The sequence below is a fragment of the Methylomonas sp. Uni0011 genome, assembly GCF_056850255.1.
In genome coordinates this window covers 26,606-42,874 of record NZ_JBVVNO010000027.1, presented here as the reverse complement: position 1 = coordinate 42,874, position 16,269 = coordinate 26,606, and the positions used below count along the sequence as shown (strand labels likewise).

Here is a 16,269-nt window from a genome sequence, read left to right as displayed (position 1 = left end):
TTATTTGGCTTTTTATAACGGCCGCCGATCGCACTCAACATTGGGCTATCAATCCCCGCTTGAATTCGAGCAGGAATTTTATAGAAACGCTGCCTGATGTGGTGTCCGGTTTTTGTTGACCATTACAGTCGCAACTCCTAAAATAAGACTCTGATGCGTAAGCAATATCAGAAACAATAAACAGCAAAGCCAATAGCCGCCAGGTGAACATAAATGTGTTTCGTATCAACTCTAAATAGTTGATTGCAAATACCTGGAAACCCTCACCAAATCCTCCTCCGTATCCACCCCTGCCTCCGGCGTCTTGTCGACGATCTTTACCAACACCTTTTCGCCATGCCACAGAATCCGCAATTGCTCCAACGATTCGACGCTCTCCAGCGGCGAGGCGGACCAACTGCAATAACGGTTCAAAAAACCCACGGTATAGGCATACATGCCGATATGTCGTAAATGCGGTAACGCCGCGGACTCAATATCGTGCTGGTCGGGAAACGTGGCCCGGTTCCAAGGAATCGGTGCCCGGCTAAAATACAGCGCATAGCCGTTCTTATCCAACACCACTTTCACGGCGTTGGGATTGAATATTTCGTCGGCGTCCAAAATCTTGGCCGCCAAGGTAGCAATGCCGGCCTGGTCTTGTCCGGCCAACGCCAAGGCCGCGTCGCGGATGTAGGCCGGCGGAATCAGCGGCTCGTCGCCTTGCAGGTTAACCACGATTTGATCGTCATCCCAGCCCATGATGCGCGCCACTTCGGCAATACGTTCGGTGCCGGATTGGTGATTGGGATCGGTCATTACCGCCTGCAGGCCCAGATTGCCGACCGCAGCGAAAATGCGCTGATCGTCGGTGGCGACGACCACTTGCTCGGCGTCGGCTGCCAGCGCCCGTTCGCAAACATGGACGATCATCGGCTTGCCGGCGATGTCCAGCAACGGCTTGCCCGGCAAGCGGGTGGAGCCGTAGCGGGCCGGAATCACGACCTTGAAGCCGGCGCTCATTTTTTCAGGGCTTCGGCTTCTTCGAAACTCAGTTCGCGGGCTTCGTCTTCCAGCATCACCGGAATACCGTCGCGGATCGGAAACGCCAGCTTGTCGGCCTTGCAGATCAACTCTTGCTGGTCTTTATCGTAAATCAGCGAGCTTTTGCACAGCGGGCAAGCCAGAATATCGAGCAATTTTTTATCCATGGGTTTTGGTTTTCAATAGTTTTAAGAGCTGTTGAGAAAATGCCTCGGGCAATTCGGCATCGATGGGTAAATACCAGAAATTATCGGCGGCAAAGGCGGCGCATTTGACGGCGTCTTTCTCGGTCATGACCACCGGCCGCTGGTCTTTGAACTGCAAGTCGGCAGCGCTAAATGGGTGATGATCCGGGAAGGCATGGGTTTCGCAGACCAGGCCGGCCTCGGCCAATTGGTTAAAAAAACGCTTGGGATTGCCGATCGCGGCCACGGCATGGACCGCTAGGCCTTTAAACTCGGTTAAAGGCCGGCTTTCGCCGGTTTTTAAGTTGACCAATTGCAGACCGACGCATTGCATCGCTATCTCGCCTTCCAGCAATTCCAATGGGCTGTTGACCACCACCAGATCGACTTCCCGCACGCGTTCGGGCGGTTCGCGCAACGGGCCGACCGGCAGGCAATAGCCGTTGCCGAACCGGCGCTGGCCGTCGATCACGATAATCTCGATATCGCGTTCCAGCGCGTAATGTTGCAAGCCGTCGTCGGAAATAATCACATCGCAGTGATGGTTAGCTAGCAGATGTTTGGCGGCTGCCGGCCGGTCCCGGCCGATCGCCACCGGGCAGCCGCAACGGCGGGCCAACAACACCGGTTCGTCGCCGACGCTGGCCGGGTCGCTGTCCGCGGCGACCAGTTGCGGGCCGGAGTCGGTTTTGGCGCCGGCGTAACCGCGACTGACCACGCCGGGTTTATAGCCTTGCCGGCGCAAAAATTCGACCATCCAAACCACCAACGGCGTCTTGCCGGTCCCGCCGACCGTGATGTTGCCGACCACGATCACCGGCACCGGCAGTTTGGTTTTTTTCTTGATACCAACCCGATAAGCGAAACGGCGCAAGCGCACCGCATCGACATACAGCATCGACAGCGGCATGAACCAGGCCGAGATATACATCTCGCCATACCAGGCATCTTCGAACCACTTCAGGAGTTTTTTGTTCATGGCTGTTCCGGCTGATTGACGGCAAAGGTAATGTGATGGAAACCGAGTTGGTTCGCCACATCCAAGGCACTAACCACGGCTTGGTGCGGCGCCTTGCCGTCGGCGCTGATGATGAACGGCAAGTGCCGGGTTTCGCCGGCGAACTTAGCCAGCGCCGCTCTCAGGCCGTCCAGGTTTTGATTGACCAGTTCGTGAAATTGGTTGTCTTCGCCGGACAAGGAATAAACGCCCTTGGCGTCGACATACAAATTGATGGTTTTGCCCGGCTCGGCCGCATCGCTACCCTGCGCTTCCGGCAAATTGATCTTTAGCTCCGAATGGTGGCGGAATGTCGTCGCCACCATGAAGAAAAGCAGCAGAACCAGCAACACGTCTATCATCGGAATCAAACCGATTTCCACTGGCGCGCGGCGACGGCGGCGAAATTCCATTACACGTCCTCTCTGGCGCCTTGCATGATGTCGACCAGACGCAACGATTCCTCTTCCATCCGCACCACGTGGTCGTCGACCAGCCGCTCGAAATAACGGTGAAAAAACAGGCTGGGTATCGCCACAGTCAAACCGGACGCGGTACAGATCAAGGCTTCCGAGATACCGCCGCTCAACACCGCCGGGTCGCCCATGCCGCCGACCGCGATATCGGAAAACACCCGAATGATACCGTCCACAGTGCCCAACAAACCCATTAGTGGCGTGATCGAGGCGATGCTGCCCAGGGCGTTCAAATAGCGTTCCAGTTCGTGAGCGACTTGGCGACCGACTTCCTCAATACTGGATTTCATGATCTCGCGGCCGTGTTTGCGGTTAAGCAAGCCGGCGGCCAGTATTCGCCCTAGCGGCGAACTGAGTTTGATGCGGCGGATGGTGGCTTCGTCGAGCTTGTTCTCGCGATGCAATTGCCAAATGTACGGCACCAGCTCGGCCGGAAGAATACGTTTGCGTTGCAGCGACCAGAATCGCTCGCCGATGATCGCCATCGCCACAATCGAACACAAAATGATCGGCGCCATCATCCAGCCGCCGTTTTTGATAACCTCGAACACTTGATAACCCTTGTTAGTAAATCGTCACAATTTTAACCCAATCCGGGCCGCGATTCCCGCGCCAGGCCCAGGAAAGCGATCAGCCAAGCCACGCCGCAAACCAGCGCCGCAATCACGTAAACTTCGCGCCCGCCCAACACGTCCCAGAAATAACCGCTGTACAAACTGCCGAGCATGCCGCCGACGCCGAAACTGGCGCTACTGTACAAGGCTTGGCCTTTGCTCTGATGGCGTTCGCCAAAATATTGGTAGAGCAATTGCATTGCCACGACGTGCGCGACACCGAACGTGGCGGCGTGCAACAACTGCGCGGCGATGGTCAAAGCTAGCGATCCAACGCCGTCGGCAATCAACAGCCACCGCACCACGCTGAGAGCAATCGCCCAGAGCAGCAAGCTGCGCGGCTTGCACCAACTCAACAGACGCCGCATCGCCAGAAACAACAGAATTTCGGCGCCAACTCCGGTGGCCCATAGCAGGCCGGTTTCGCTGGCGCTGTAACCGTGTTGCTGTAAATATACCGAATAGAACACGTAATAAGGACCGTGAGCCACTTGCAACAACAGATAAACCAGCAGAAACGCCAGCAACTCCCAGCGCAATAATACCTGCCAGATACCCGGCCCGGCTTGACCGCGGTCGATACGGGGCCGGGCTTCCGGGGTCAGTAGCGCCGCCAGCCAGTTCAACAACATCAAACCGCCGATGATCAACGGCAAGTTGGCGATACTGAAATAATCGAGAAAACGGCCGATGCCAAGCACCGCCGCAATGAAACCGATCGACCCCCACAAGCGGATCTGGCTGTAACGTTGCGGCTCGGCCTGCAAATGAAACAAAGTTGCCGCTTCGAACTGCGGCAGCGTCGCATTCCAGAAAAAGCTGAAGCCGACGGTGACCAACGCAAACCACCAGTAATCGTTGCGGAACAAAAACCCGGCAAAACTGGATGCCGCCAGCAGCAGCGTCAGCCGAATCAAACGCAGATTACGGCCGGTTTTGTCGGCCAGCCAGCCCCAATAGTTCGGGGCGATGATTTTGGTCGCCACCATCAGCGCGGTCAGTTCGCCGATCTCATCGGCGGCAAATCCGGCCTGCTTCAGATATAAGCTCCAGAACGGAAGAAACGCTCCGAGCGTCGCGAAGTAGAAGAAATAAAAGCCGGATAGCCGCCAATACGGGACTGGCATCTAACGCAAGACAGGCAAACCGCAGTCGACGTGCAAATTTTGGGCGCGGTGGCGCAGCAAGTGATCCATCAAGACCAAGGCTACCATAGCTTCCGCAATCGGGGTGGCGCGGATGCCGACGCAAGGGTCGTGGCGGCCTTCGGTGATGACTTCGATCGGTTCACCTTGGGTGTTGATGCTGCGGCCCGGCAGGCGCAGGCTGGAGGTCGGCTTCAACGCGATGCGGGCGACTATATCCTGGCCGGTGGAAATACCGCCCAAAATGCCGCCGGCGTGGTTACTCAAAAACCCTTCCGGCGTGATTTCATCGCGAAACTGAGTGCCTTTGATGGCAATGCAGTCGAAACCGTCGCCGATCTCAACGCCCTTGACCGCGTTGATGCTCATCAAGGCGTAGGCCAATTCAGCATCCAGCCGGTCGAAAATCGGCTCGCCCAAGCCCGGCGGCACCTGGCTGGCGACGACTTCGATTTTGGCACCGATCGATTCGCCTTCCTTACGCAGCGCGTCCATGTATTTTTCCATTTCCGCAACTTTGCCGGCGTCTGGGGAAAAAAACGGGTTATTGCCGACTTCGTTCCAGTCGAAACTTTCGATCTTGATCGGCCCGAGTTGCGACAAATAACCGCGCACCTGAATGCCGTGTTGCTGGAACAGATATTTCTTGGCAATCGCGCCGGCCGCGACCCGCATTGCCGTTTCCCGCGCCGAAGAACGACCGCCGCCGCGGTAGTCGCGGATACCGTATTTGTGGTGGTAGGTGTAATCGGCGTGGCCGGGACGGAAGCTTTCGGCGATTTTGCCGTAATCCTTGGAGCGTTGGTCGGTGTTTTCGATCAACAAACCGATCGGCGTGCCGGTGGTTTTACCTTCGAACACGCCGGACAGAATCTTGACCTCGTCGGCTTCGCGGCGTTGGGTGGTATGGCGCGAGGTTCCCGGCTTGCGCCGATCCAGATCGATCTGCAAATCGGCTTCGCACAATTCCAGTCCCGGCGGGCAGCCGTCGACGATCGCCCCCAGCGCCGGGCCGTGGCTTTCGCCGAAGGTGGTAACGGTGAACAGTTTGCCTATGGTATTTCCGGACATGGTTAGAGCGCGTTGGTAAAGAGTGAATGGTAAGTGGAAACTTGTTCGGCGGTCAGCAGAAACACGCCGTCGCCGCCATGTTCGAATTCCAGCCAGTGGAACGGTACTTCCGGGAACATCTCCTGCAAGGTCTGGGCGCTGCTGCCGACTTCGACCACCAGGATACCCTGCTCCGCCAGATAGCGCTCGGCATCGACCAAAATTCGCAGTACCAAATCCAGGCCGTGTTCGCCGCCTTTGAAACCCAGCGCCGGTTCGGCATGGAATTCCGGAGGCAGGCTTTCCCACTCGGCAATGGAAACGTAGGGCGGATTGCTGACGATGATGTCGTAAGGTTTGGCCGGCAGTTTATCGAATAAGTCCGACTGGTAGAGCTGCAATTGCTCTTGCAACTCGTGCTGTTCCAGATTGATGCGGGCCACGGCCAACGCCGCGTCGGACAGTTCCACCGCATCGACTTGCGCTTCCGGGAAGGCATAAGCGCAGGCGATGGCGATGCAGGCGCTACCGGTACACAAATCCAGAATATTGAATACTTGGGTTTCGTCGACCCAAGGCTCGAAGCGTTCGTTGATCAATTCCGCGATCGGCGAGCGCGGCACCAGCACCCGCTCGTCGACGTAAAACGACAAACCGGCAAACAGGGCTTCGTGGGTCAAGTAAGCGGAAGGCTTGCGCTCGACGATACGCCGCTCTATGAGTTCGACCACTTGCTGGCGCTCGGCCATCGTCAATACGCTATCCAAGTAACTATCGGCCAGATCGTAGGGCTGGTACAAGGTATGCAGCACGATTGCCGCGGCTTCGTCCAGCGGCGTTGCGGTGCCGTGGCCGAGAAATACCTTGTGTTCGGCAAAGCGGCTGGCGGCCCAGCGGATGTAATCTCGAATGCTGCTCAGGGTTGTAATAACATCCGGGCCTGTTATAGTCATAGCGTATCCGTGTGTAAAAATGCAGCGGCGGATTTTAAACCAAACCCTTGCCGCTTGTCCGAATTAAGCAATGTCCATGACCGAGGCCGCAACCCATCCGCTCAGCGCCAAGCTGGCCAAAAACCGCTTGTACCAGGATTGCTTCAAATACATGCAATCCGATTCGCTGGCCTTGCCCACCATTCCGGACGTATCGCTAAAAATCCGCCGCGCCATCAACGAACCCAGCGCCAACAGCAACAAGATCGCCCGCGTGGTGCAAATCGACCCCAGCATCACCGCCCGCCTGGTCAAGATCTCGAACAGTCCGCTCTACCGCGGCCGACGCCGCATCGAAAGCTGCCCGGAGGCCTTGACCCGACTCGGTTTGAAGGCAGCGCAAGACATTATCACCGCGTTTGCCTTGAAAGCCGTGTTCAATGCCCGTTCGCCAGTGATCCGGCGCAGAATGCAGGAGCTGTGGGCTCACAGCAGTTACGTGGCGGCGATCAGTGCGGTACTGGCGCATAAGACGCCGGGCTTCGATCCGGACCGGGCCATGCTGGCCGGCCTGATCCACGACATTGGCGTGGTGCCGATCCTGGCTTACGCCGACCGCCAGCCGGATATTCTGGATAATCCGGGCGACCTAGCCGAAGCCGTGCGCGAATTGCGCAGCCCGATCGGCGTGCAGATCGTGCGCAAATGGGACTTCCCGGCCGACTTCGAGGACGTGATCATTCACGCCGAAAACTGGCGGCGCGACAGTGGCGAATCCGCCAGCTACAGTGACATCGTGATGATTTCGCAATTGCACAGCTTCATCGGCAAAGTCGACGTCAAACAGATGCCGAAGATGGACGAACTACCTGCGTACAAAAAATTGGCGGCCGGGAACCTGGACGCCGATCTAAGCATCAACATTCTCGACCAGGCCAAGGACGAGATCGAACATATCCGGCAAATGCTCAGCTAAGTCGCCGTTTTTTATGCCGGCGATTGGCATTGGCGCCGGGTTGCGGAATAATCCCGCCGGCAAACCCCACGGCCGCTTGCGGCCGATAAATTTCCGTTTAAATCCGTCATGGAGACAGCGAATGAAACTGACCGTTTTAGCGACGACCGCCCTGCTGGTGTCCAGCAGCATCACCACCGCCGGTACTTTGGGCAACGGCACTTGGGTTCCGGCCGCTTGCGGTACGCCACCGGAAACACCGGTCGTCGATGACAGCGATGTCGATGCGTTCAATAAAAGCATTGCCGCAATCAACACCTGGCAACAAAAATCGCGCGACTATTTCGAGTGCATGATCAAAGAAGCCAATACCGACAATGCCACCATCGCCGACAGCGCCAACCAGGCTCAAGCCAAATATCGGGAAACCGTCGAGAAAGTCGGCACCCAAGCCGACGCCGCCAAGAAAAAGCTCGATAAATAGTGCAACCTGCGGCAACCGTGGCCTGCAGCCGCCAACAACCAAGCAACCCTGCCCGTAAACGCAACACACATGAAAATACTCAACCTGAAGCTACCGCTGCTGGCGCTGGCCCTGTTATCGTCCGGCTGCGCCAGTATCGGCAAAGGCATCACCGAAGCCATCCTGGAAAAACAGGAAGAAGAAGATACCCGCATCTGCGAGATCAAAGGCGAAAAATTCAGCGGCATCAAACCGCAGTTGGAAATCGCCAACCGGAAAATGAAATTGTTGATGGTGCACGGCGTCGGTAACCATTTGCCGGGCTATTCCACCCAGTTCATGGAAAAGCTGGCAAAAGAATTGGACCTGACCGTCACCTCCCGGAACATCAAAAACATCCGCTTGACCGATGCCAAGGAGCCGGCACGGCCGTTGGGCAATTTACGCATCAACCGCTATCTGAATGCCGACCGGACCCAAGAGATGCTGTTCTACGAGCTGACTTGGTCAGAGATCAGCGCCAAGGACAAGGAAGTGCTGTCTTACGACAATTCCGGGGAACAGTCTTTCCGCCGCGCCGAGGTCAACGACTTATTGAAGAAGTTCTCCAACGATACCGGTCCCGATCCGATCATCTACCTCGGAGAGAAACGCGAAGACATCCTGTCGGCCTTCGCCCAATCGTTTTGCTGGATGATACAAGGCGACTGGAACAGCCTGCCGGACGATGTCCAACAAAGCTGTTCCACCAAAAATGTCACACCGTTTTACAACGACAGTTACGCCTTCGTCTCGCATAGTTTGGGCAGTCGGATCACCATCGACGGCCTGCAACATCTGGCGTCGAAACTGAGCAACGGCGATACCGCCAGCTATTACACCGCGCTGACCAATGTCTTGAAAAACAAGGAAGTGCCGATCTACATGATGTCCAACCAATTGCCGATGTTGCAGTTGGGGCGCAGCCTACCGGAAGTCGCCAACCAAGCCGAGGCCTATTGCAACAGCAATGGCGCCAAATACGGCGAACGGATACTCGCGAAAACGTCGGTGATTGCGTTCAGCGACCCCAACGATCTACTCAGTTATGCGATCCCGCACGACTTCGTCAACAAGTATCTGGACTCGCGGCTGTGCATTGATGTTACCAACATCAACATCAACGTAGCTCGGGTTTACGATGCATTCGGTTTGGGCAAGCTTGCCAACCCGATGGATGCCCACATCGGCTACGATACCGACGAGCGAGTCGTAGCGATGATCGCGAAAGGTATCGCCAACGACAAAACCGCGCCCGTCGTCAACGAACGTTGCCATTGGATACAGACCATCGATTGACGGGCGTCAGCAGCAGCGTTTGACGCCGCTCCATTTGCGGTGGGTTTCGGCGGCGAAAAACGCCTTGCGGCTGAGCGGTTCGGCCTGTTGGCCGGCATGCTCGGCCTGCCAATGGCGCAAATAGCGCTGATAGGCCGCATCGCCGTTCAGAGTGCGCCAGATCTGCAACCACGCTTGCGGATCAAATTTCATGACCCGCTTCCAGCTGCGGCGCCAGTTTGACGCATTCGAACATCAGATCGTCCAATTCGTGTTCTTGGTGCCTGTCGGGGTCGTATTGCAAACCGCACTCTTGTTCTTCCTGAACATGCTTGATGGTGCCGTGAATCGACACCGGTATTCCCGACTCCGGCAATACAATCGAAATACGCAACTCGGCCTCTTGGATAGCTTGACCCAACGGCTCCCGCAAACGGATTTTGATTCCGCTATAACTCATATCCACCACTTGACCGTCGATGACGATTTCCCCGCCGGGCGGCGGCGGATCGATAATAATGTGGGCGACTAATCCGGCCGGATTAAAACGTATTCTGCTGCGGTTTTCGTTCTGCACGAATCGGTACTCCTGTGTTCGGTTTGCCAGAGTATAGGCACAAACCTCCGGCCGGCACAATTCATCTCGGCTTCCCGGCTAACATTCCGGCTAGTCCGAATGCCAATAGCGTCGTCGCCGTGGCCGCTCCGCCACCGGAGACTGGCCGCTGCTCACGATATCGATTGCGCCCAGCTCAGCGGTATTCATCACCGTAGCCGGGAGTTGCCGATAACGTTCCAGCACTTGGCGATGGGGAAAGCCGAAACGGTTGGCGTAACCGGCCGGGATCAACACCCATTCGGGTTTAACCGCATCCAAAAACGCCTGGGTCGATGAGGTCTTGCTGCCATGGTGCGGTGCAACCAATACCCGACTGGCTAACTCGTCGCCGTAAGTCGCAGTCAACCAGGATTCGGCAGTCTGCTCTATGTCGCCGGTCAGCAGTGCACTCTGTCCGGCCGCGATGACCTGTAATACGCAGGAATTATCGTTTTCTTTATTGAATGCCGGGTGCGGCGGCGCCAACATCCGGAAACGCACATCGTCCCACAGCCATTCCTGCCCGGCCCGGCAATAGCCGGCACGCTCGCGCTCGGCCCACTCCGGAACGCTGCTCAGCAGGCGCTCTACCGGCAGTTCGGCCAGCACTGATTCGGCACCGCCGCTATGGTCGTTATCACCATGACTGACAATTAGCGCATCGACCTTGGCAATACCGCGCAGACGCAGGAAGGGCAACACTACCGATTCGCCCATATCGGAAAATTCGGAATATTTGGCCCCGGTGTCGAACAGCAACACGTGATCGGCGGTCCGCACCACCGTAGCCAGACCCTGGCCGACATCCAACAGCGTCAAGCCGAATTCACCGGACTTGGGTTTGTCGATAGGGGGAAAAAATAATGGAATCAGCAGCAACGGGCTCAGCTGCCGCCCCGGAAAGCCGCGCGGCGCCAACGCCAACAGAATGCCGATCATCGCCAGCAGCAGCGCATACCAGGGCGGCGACGCTAAACTCAATTGCGACAAAGGCAGTGCTGCCAGATGCTGCAATAGCCACCACAAGCCCTGTAATACCGAATCTGCCACCTGCAATAAAATGCTCGCAGCGGCCGGCCAGACGAACAACAGCGCGATAGCCAACAATGCCAACGGTACCACCACGATTCCGATCAGCGGCACCGCCAACCAGTTCGCCAGCGGCGCGATCAAGGACACCTGTTGGAAAAACAAGACCAATAGCGGCGCCAGGCCAAGCAAACTGGCCCATTGCGCCACGGCCAAATCCCGCCAATAGGCGGGACGTGCCAGCCGTCCGACCGAGACATACATCAATAAGGCCACAGCCACAAACGACAACCAAAAGCCGACTGACAAAACCGCCAACGGATCGGCAAGCACGACAGCCAACAAGGCCCACAGCAGCACCTGTGTCGGTGCCGGATTGCGTTGCCAGGCAATTGCCGCCAGCGCCACGCCAAGCATGATTACCGCCCGCTCCGTCGGCGCCGAGAATCCGGCCAAACCGGCATAGAACAGCGCCGCCAGCCAAGCAACCGGCGCGGCGGCCGATTGCGGCGAAATGCCGAGCAAACCCAAGTTAATCCAGATTCGCCGCGTCGCCAGATAGAACCAGCCGGCAATCAGGCCGATGTGCGATCCGGAAATAACGATTAAGTGTACGACACCCGTGACGCGGAAGATTTGCCATTGCTGTTGGCTGATTGCGTTCTGGGTGCCGATGGTCAATGCCTTTATCACGCCAAGTTGCGAACTTCCCGGCAATGCCGCGTCGATTTTGTCCGCGATCAGATTGCGGCAGACTGCAAGATAGCGGCCCAGGCTGGCGCTGTCGGCGATCCGTTGCGGCGGCGGCTTGCTCTTGACGTAACCCGTGGCGCCAATGTGATTGGCAAACAGCCAGGCTTCGTAATCGAAACCGCTGGGATTGAAACGGCCATGGGGTTTTCGCAACTTGACCTGAAACCGCCAACTCTGCCCGGCCTTCAGGTCGAACTCCGGCGTATACCAGGACAAGCGCATCTTCTCCGGAACCGCATCCGGCGCGCTCGTAACCACAAAATCGAAACCGGTTCGATGTTCCTGAACCTGAGGCAGACTGGCGATGTAGCCCTCGACTTCTATTTCGGTATTTTGGTAACGGTCCGGCAATTGTTGCGCCAAACGCCAAGCGCCGAATGCGCAAGCCCAAGCCAGGCCAAGCGACAAACTTAACACGGCATAATGGCGCCTGACGCAGGCCAGCAGCGCGAGCGCCGCCAAGCCGAGCCATTCCGCCGAATTCGGCAAGCGGCTGAATTGCTGAACCGCGACAATGCCGGCAAAAAACGCCAAGCTGTAGCCGGTCATTGTTGATTTTCTCCCGGAACAGCCGGTGCCGATTTGCTTTTTAACTCTACCATCGAATCTATGCTGCCAAACAATCCGGCCAGTCTAGTCGATTTTTCGGCCAACTGCGGCAAGGAAACGCGTTAAACTGCGCCGATTTTTTTCGTGGTGTCGGCGTCACGAAGCCAAAACGCCGAGCCGGCCCCGATTCGCCTGGCCGTGTACGACCTGCAATATAACGCAAACCCAACCATGCCTGAACCGTATTACCCACTGATCGTCCGCCCGCGCTTTATTGTCAACGCCCGAAAATTTTGGCGCCAGTGCCATTTGTTATTGGCGCTGGGCTTGGGATTGGTATTTGCGCTGATCGGCCTGACCGGCAGCCTCAGCGTTTACCGCGAGGAACTGGACAGCCTGTTCAATCCGCAACTGCGGATCGAGATTCCGCGCGATGGCGCTCCGCTGCCGCTGGATAAAATCCTGGCTTCGTTACGTACCGCCCATCCCGACCGCCACGGCGCCTGGACACTGGAAATGCCGCTCGCGCCGGACCGGCCGCTGACCGCCTGGTTCGACAAACCCAAGGAAAGCGTCGACGCGTTTTACGCACCATTGATGGTTTCGATCAACCCCTACACTGGAGCGGTGTTGGACAGCCGATTGTGGGGCCAGACCTTCGCCACCTGGCTCCTGGACCTGCACGCCCAATTGCAACTGGACGCCGCCGGCCGTAACGGGATGGCCATTCTGGGCGGCTTGCTGATGCTGTCTACCGTCAGCGGCCTGTATTTGTGGTGGCCGGGCTGGCGAAATCTGGCCTGCGCTTTCCGCGTCCGCCGCGATGACAGTCTGATCGGGCTGATATTCGACCTCCACCGCTGGTTGGGCTTGGCAGCGGCCGGATTTTTGCTGTTGCTGGCGTTCACCGGCCTCCATTTGGCCTATCCGCCGTTACTGGAAAGCCTGACTTCGGCCGAAGGCATGGGCCACGGCGACGCCGGCCCCAACGTGCGCAGTACCGCGGTTCCGAACGATAGGCCAGTATCGGTGGGCGAAGCGATTTTGGTCGCCCGCGGACCGTTTCCCAGTTCCGAGGTCAGGCGAGTAACCACGCCGGCCGGCGAGCTGGGCGTGTATCGCGTCAATCTGCGCCAGCGCGACGAAATCAACCAACATCACCCGTTTACCACGGTCTGGGTAGACCGCTGGAGCGGGCAAATCCGAGACGTCCGCAATCCGCACCGGTTCTCGTTGGGTCAGACATTCACGGTCTGGCTTTGGCCTTTGCACACCGGCGAAGCGTTCGGTGCCGGTGCCCGGTTTATATGGTTCTGCGCCGGTCTCACCCCTACCCTGTTGTTCGTTTCCGGTTTATTGCACTGGCTATACCGGCACGGTTGGATAGCCGACCGCCAAATCGACTGGTCCGCGCTGGCTGCCAGAATCCGGCGCAAAACGGCTGGCTCCGCCAGACGGATTGGCGCCGCTTGGGCCGCCCTCCGGCCACGGATTCAAACCTGGAGTGGCAACGCCGCTCGAGAAATATTGAATCGATTGCGGCATTAACCGAAAAGCCCAATGTATATGGCGTTGACCACATACGGGCCGGTATTGAATTTGGGAACGACAGGCTTTGGATACCAACCTGCCGTCCGTGTCGGCGACAACCTATCTTCTATCGGCCCTAAGTATCGATGACAATGGCTTGCCGCAATGAGCGCAGACGAAACTTCCGGTCGGCAAGCCCATTACCAATTCTTTTGCCAGAGACGAATGGCTGCAATCGCCGCCGTGATTCTTATTTGATGTGTCGTTTTTCTTGGTGTCCATAATCTTTGGCCTCGCTATCGCTAAAATCACAATTCTTAAAGACTTTCCCTACACACCGACACCAAGCAAAATATGTGCACTTACTAAATAAGCAAGAAAAAATAACCACTTTATGTGACGAGCCTCACACGAAACAGGTCTTTGTTACAGAAATATGTAAAAATTTCCGACTAAGCACAAAGCCCATCCCGCTAAACAAAATAGCCGGAAGCATCGTAACGAAACCGCTCCATAAATATTAGAAAACTGATTATTCAACAAACACTTGTAAAATTTTTCGACAATAAACTTCAATAATCTTCATGTTGAATATATCGCCTGATTCCGGCACCTGCGCCGTTCACGCTCAGCAGATATGTTCAATCCGGCGACATGCGAAAGCCGCCGGACTGCCAGACATCCCTTTCAACGTAACAAAAGGCTACGCCGCTACCTACGCGCCGATCAACTCCAACATCTCTTCTCGCTGTATTACTTCCCGGTCTTGCAACAACTCGGCGAGCCGATCCAACTGGCCACGCTTACTGGTCAGAATTTTGTGGGCCCGGCGTTCGGCATCTTCGACCAGCTCGCGAACTTCGGCATCGACCACGCGCGCCGTTTCTTCGCTGTAGTTACGCTGTTCGGTAACATCTCCGGCCAAAAACTGCAGCTGCTGGCGTTGGCCGTAAATCAACGGCCCCAGTTTTTTACTCATACCCAGGTAACACACCATGTTGCGGGCAATTTCGCTGGCTTTTTCCAGGTCGTTTTGGGCGCCGGTGGAAACGCTCTGCAACGCCAGTTGCTCGGCCACCCTTCCGGCCAGCAGTATGGCGATTTGGTCTTTCAGTTCCGCTTCGGTGGAAAGGTATTTTTCTTCGACCGGCAGTTGCAAAGTAAATCCCAGCGCCGATACGCCGCGCGGAATGATCGAGATTTTGTGCACCGGCTGGCCGGTCGGCACGTTCTCGGCAACCAAGGCATGGCCGGCTTCGTGGTAAGCCACCCGGCGTTTTTCCTCCGGGCCGAGCACACGGTTTTTCTTTTCCGGCCCGGCCATAACCCGGTCGATCGCCGCTTCGAAATCGGCCATGTTCACGGTGTCGCGGCCGGCCCGGGCCGCCAAAATCGCCGCCTCGTTGGCAATATTGGATAGATCGGCGCCGACGAAACCGGGGGTGCGCTTGGCAACGATGGTCAGATCGACGTCTTTGTCCAGTTGCATGCCTTTAGTGTGCAATTTCAGGATTGCCACCCGATCCAGTTGATCGGGCTTGTCGACCACGATTTGCCGGTCGAAACGGCCGGCGCGCAACAAGGCCTTGTCCAGAATTTCCGGCCGATTGGTCGCTGCCATCACCACAACGCCGGAAGTGGCGTCGAAACCGTCCATTTCGGTCAATAATTGGTTCAAGGTCTGCTCGCGTTCGTCGTTGCCGCCCATCACCACCGGGCCGCCGCGAGAACGGCCGATCGCATCCAGTTCGTCGATGAAAATGATGCAAGGGGCTTTCTGCCGGGCCTGTTCGAACAAGTCCCGCACCCGCGCCGCGCCGACACCGACGAATAATTCGATAAACTCGGAAGCGCTGATATTGAAGAACGGCACGCCGGCCTCGCCGGAAACGGCCCGCGCCAGCAAGGTTTTCCCGGTACCCGGCGAGCCGACCAGTAATACGCCTTTCGGCATCCGCCCACCCAGCTTTTGCAATTTTTCCGGCGCTTTTAAAAATTCGATGGTTTCCTTAAGTTCCTGTTTGGCGCTATCGGCGCCGGCTACATCGTCGAACGTAGTTTTCGAGCTTTCCTGCTGGATGCGCATTTTGTTGCCCAGATTCAGAAAACCGCGACCGCCTCCACCGGCCATTTTCGGTAACAGCCAGATCCAGATGCCGGCAAAAATCGCGATTGGAATGATCCAATTGAACAACAAGCTGCTGGCCCAGTTATCGCCGCTCCTGACCACATATTCCACCTTATGCGCCTGCAGGTTTTTGACCAACGACTCGTCCCACAGCGGTATCGTGAAAAATTGTTTGCCGATCTTTTGGTCTTCCTGCTTCAAGGTGCCGTTAATGAAGCGCTGGGTCACGACGGCATTTTCCACTTTGTCTTCATTGACCAGATTGATGAACTGGCTATACGGGATTTCCCGACCCTGGATACGTTCGCCGCCGGCAAAAATCGACAACAGGAAAATACCTAAAAGCAGATACAACCAGAATCGCGATTGCTTCGGCGCGTCGCTGCCGGATTGGCCGGCGCCATCCGCGCTTTTGGCATTAAAAGCGCGCCAACGCCCCTGTAGCCAAGCCCAGGCCGCATTCAGCCATTCGACCGCAAGCCGGTAAATCTCGCCGATTTTTTGCTTATCTATCATGACCTTCGC

16 protein-coding genes are annotated in these 16,269 nt (G+C 56.8%); 4 read left to right on the top strand and 12 right to left on the bottom strand.

Features of this window, described 5'->3' with window-relative positions; all coding sequences use genetic code 11:
• Window positions 1–231 precede the first annotated feature (231 nt).
• The 8 genes from kdsB to prmB are packed head-to-tail and all read right to left on the bottom strand — an operon-like array spanning window position 232 to window position 6,443.
• On the bottom strand, window positions 232–1,002 hold the full coding sequence (gene kdsB / locus AC0IM9_RS19450; protein WP_482805120.1) for a 3-deoxy-manno-octulosonate cytidylyltransferase: 771 nt from the start codon (window positions 1,000–1,002) through the stop codon (window positions 232–234).
• Window positions 999–1,190, bottom strand: coding sequence for a Trm112 family protein (locus AC0IM9_RS19445; protein ID WP_140912970.1), 192 nt, complete (start codon window positions 1,188–1,190; stop codon window positions 999–1,001). Before AC0IM9_RS19445 ends, kdsB begins: the two co-directional genes overlap by 4 nt.
• On the bottom strand, window positions 1,183–2,187 hold the full coding sequence (gene lpxK / locus AC0IM9_RS19440) for a tetraacyldisaccharide 4'-kinase (protein ID WP_482805119.1): 1,005 nt from the start codon (window positions 2,185–2,187) through the stop codon (window positions 1,183–1,185). The genes AC0IM9_RS19445 and lpxK overlap by 8 nt, the downstream gene beginning before the upstream one ends.
• A complete protein-coding gene (locus AC0IM9_RS19435) occupies window positions 2,184–2,618 on the bottom strand; it encodes an ExbD/TolR family protein (RefSeq protein WP_482805118.1) in 435 nt (144 codons plus the stop codon). The genes lpxK and AC0IM9_RS19435 overlap by 4 nt, the downstream gene beginning before the upstream one ends.
• Window positions 2,618–3,232 (bottom strand): MotA/TolQ/ExbB proton channel family protein, encoded by a 615-nt coding sequence (locus AC0IM9_RS19430; RefSeq protein ID WP_140912967.1) that lies wholly within the window; start codon window positions 3,230–3,232, stop codon window positions 2,618–2,620. Before AC0IM9_RS19430 ends, AC0IM9_RS19435 begins: the two co-directional genes overlap by 1 nt.
• 32 nt (window positions 3,233–3,264) lie before the next feature.
• Window positions 3,265–4,422 (bottom strand): MFS transporter, encoded by a 1,158-nt coding sequence (locus tag AC0IM9_RS19425; RefSeq protein WP_482805117.1) that lies wholly within the window; start codon window positions 4,420–4,422, stop codon window positions 3,265–3,267.
• The gene (gene aroC, locus AC0IM9_RS19420) at window positions 4,423–5,511 is read right to left on the bottom strand and encodes a chorismate synthase (protein ID WP_482805116.1); all 1,089 of its coding nucleotides are present in this window, start codon (window positions 5,509–5,511) and stop codon (window positions 4,423–4,425) included.
• Window positions 5,512–5,513: 2 nt separating this feature from the next.
• On the bottom strand, window positions 5,514–6,443 hold the full coding sequence (gene prmB, locus AC0IM9_RS19415) for a 50S ribosomal protein L3 N(5)-glutamine methyltransferase (protein WP_482805115.1): 930 nt from the start codon (window positions 6,441–6,443) through the stop codon (window positions 5,514–5,516).
• Between the two features lie 76 nt (window positions 6,444–6,519).
• Between prmB and AC0IM9_RS19410 the strand changes: the two genes are divergently transcribed.
• The 3 genes from AC0IM9_RS19410 (at window position 6,520) to AC0IM9_RS19400 (ending at window position 9,178) form a co-directional block, all read left to right on the top strand.
• Complete coding sequence (locus AC0IM9_RS19410) at window positions 6,520–7,398, top strand: HDOD domain-containing protein (protein WP_140912963.1); 879 nt, start codon at window positions 6,520–6,522, stop codon at window positions 7,396–7,398.
• Between the two features lie 121 nt (window positions 7,399–7,519).
• On the top strand, window positions 7,520–7,861 hold the full coding sequence (locus AC0IM9_RS19405) for a hypothetical protein (protein WP_482805114.1): 342 nt from the start codon (window positions 7,520–7,522) through the stop codon (window positions 7,859–7,861).
• 69 nt (window positions 7,862–7,930) lie between these two features.
• Window positions 7,931–9,178, top strand: coding sequence for a hypothetical protein (locus tag AC0IM9_RS19400; RefSeq protein WP_482805113.1), 1,248 nt, complete (start codon window positions 7,931–7,933; stop codon window positions 9,176–9,178).
• A 6-nt stretch (window positions 9,179–9,184) separates the two neighbouring features.
• On the opposite strand, the gene AC0IM9_RS19395 is transcribed toward AC0IM9_RS19400, so the two are convergent.
• The 3 genes from AC0IM9_RS19395 to AC0IM9_RS19385 form a co-directional block, all read right to left on the bottom strand.
• Window positions 9,185–9,370 (bottom strand): YbdD/YjiX family protein, encoded by a 186-nt coding sequence (locus tag AC0IM9_RS19395; protein WP_482805112.1) that lies wholly within the window; start codon window positions 9,368–9,370, stop codon window positions 9,185–9,187.
• A complete protein-coding gene (locus tag AC0IM9_RS19390) occupies window positions 9,360–9,734 on the bottom strand; it encodes a PilZ domain-containing protein (RefSeq protein WP_482805111.1) in 375 nt (124 codons plus the stop codon). The genes AC0IM9_RS19395 and AC0IM9_RS19390 overlap by 11 nt, the downstream gene beginning before the upstream one ends.
• 90 nt (window positions 9,735–9,824) lie before the next feature.
• Window positions 9,825–12,086 (bottom strand): DNA internalization-related competence protein ComEC/Rec2, encoded by a 2,262-nt coding sequence (locus AC0IM9_RS19385; RefSeq protein WP_482805110.1) that lies wholly within the window; start codon window positions 12,084–12,086, stop codon window positions 9,825–9,827.
• Between the two features lie 231 nt (window positions 12,087–12,317).
• Here AC0IM9_RS19385 and AC0IM9_RS19380 point away from each other — a divergent pair, with 231 nt between their 5' ends.
• Window positions 12,318–13,634, top strand: coding sequence for a PepSY-associated TM helix domain-containing protein (locus AC0IM9_RS19380; RefSeq protein ID WP_482805109.1), 1,317 nt, complete (start codon window positions 12,318–12,320; stop codon window positions 13,632–13,634).
• A 697-nt stretch (window positions 13,635–14,331) separates the two neighbouring features.
• Here AC0IM9_RS19380 and ftsH read toward each other — a convergent pair.
• On the bottom strand, window positions 14,332–16,260 hold the full coding sequence (ftsH, locus tag AC0IM9_RS19375) for an ATP-dependent zinc metalloprotease FtsH (RefSeq protein WP_482805108.1): 1,929 nt from the start codon (window positions 16,258–16,260) through the stop codon (window positions 14,332–14,334).
• Between the last annotated feature and the right edge of the window lie 9 nt (window positions 16,261–16,269).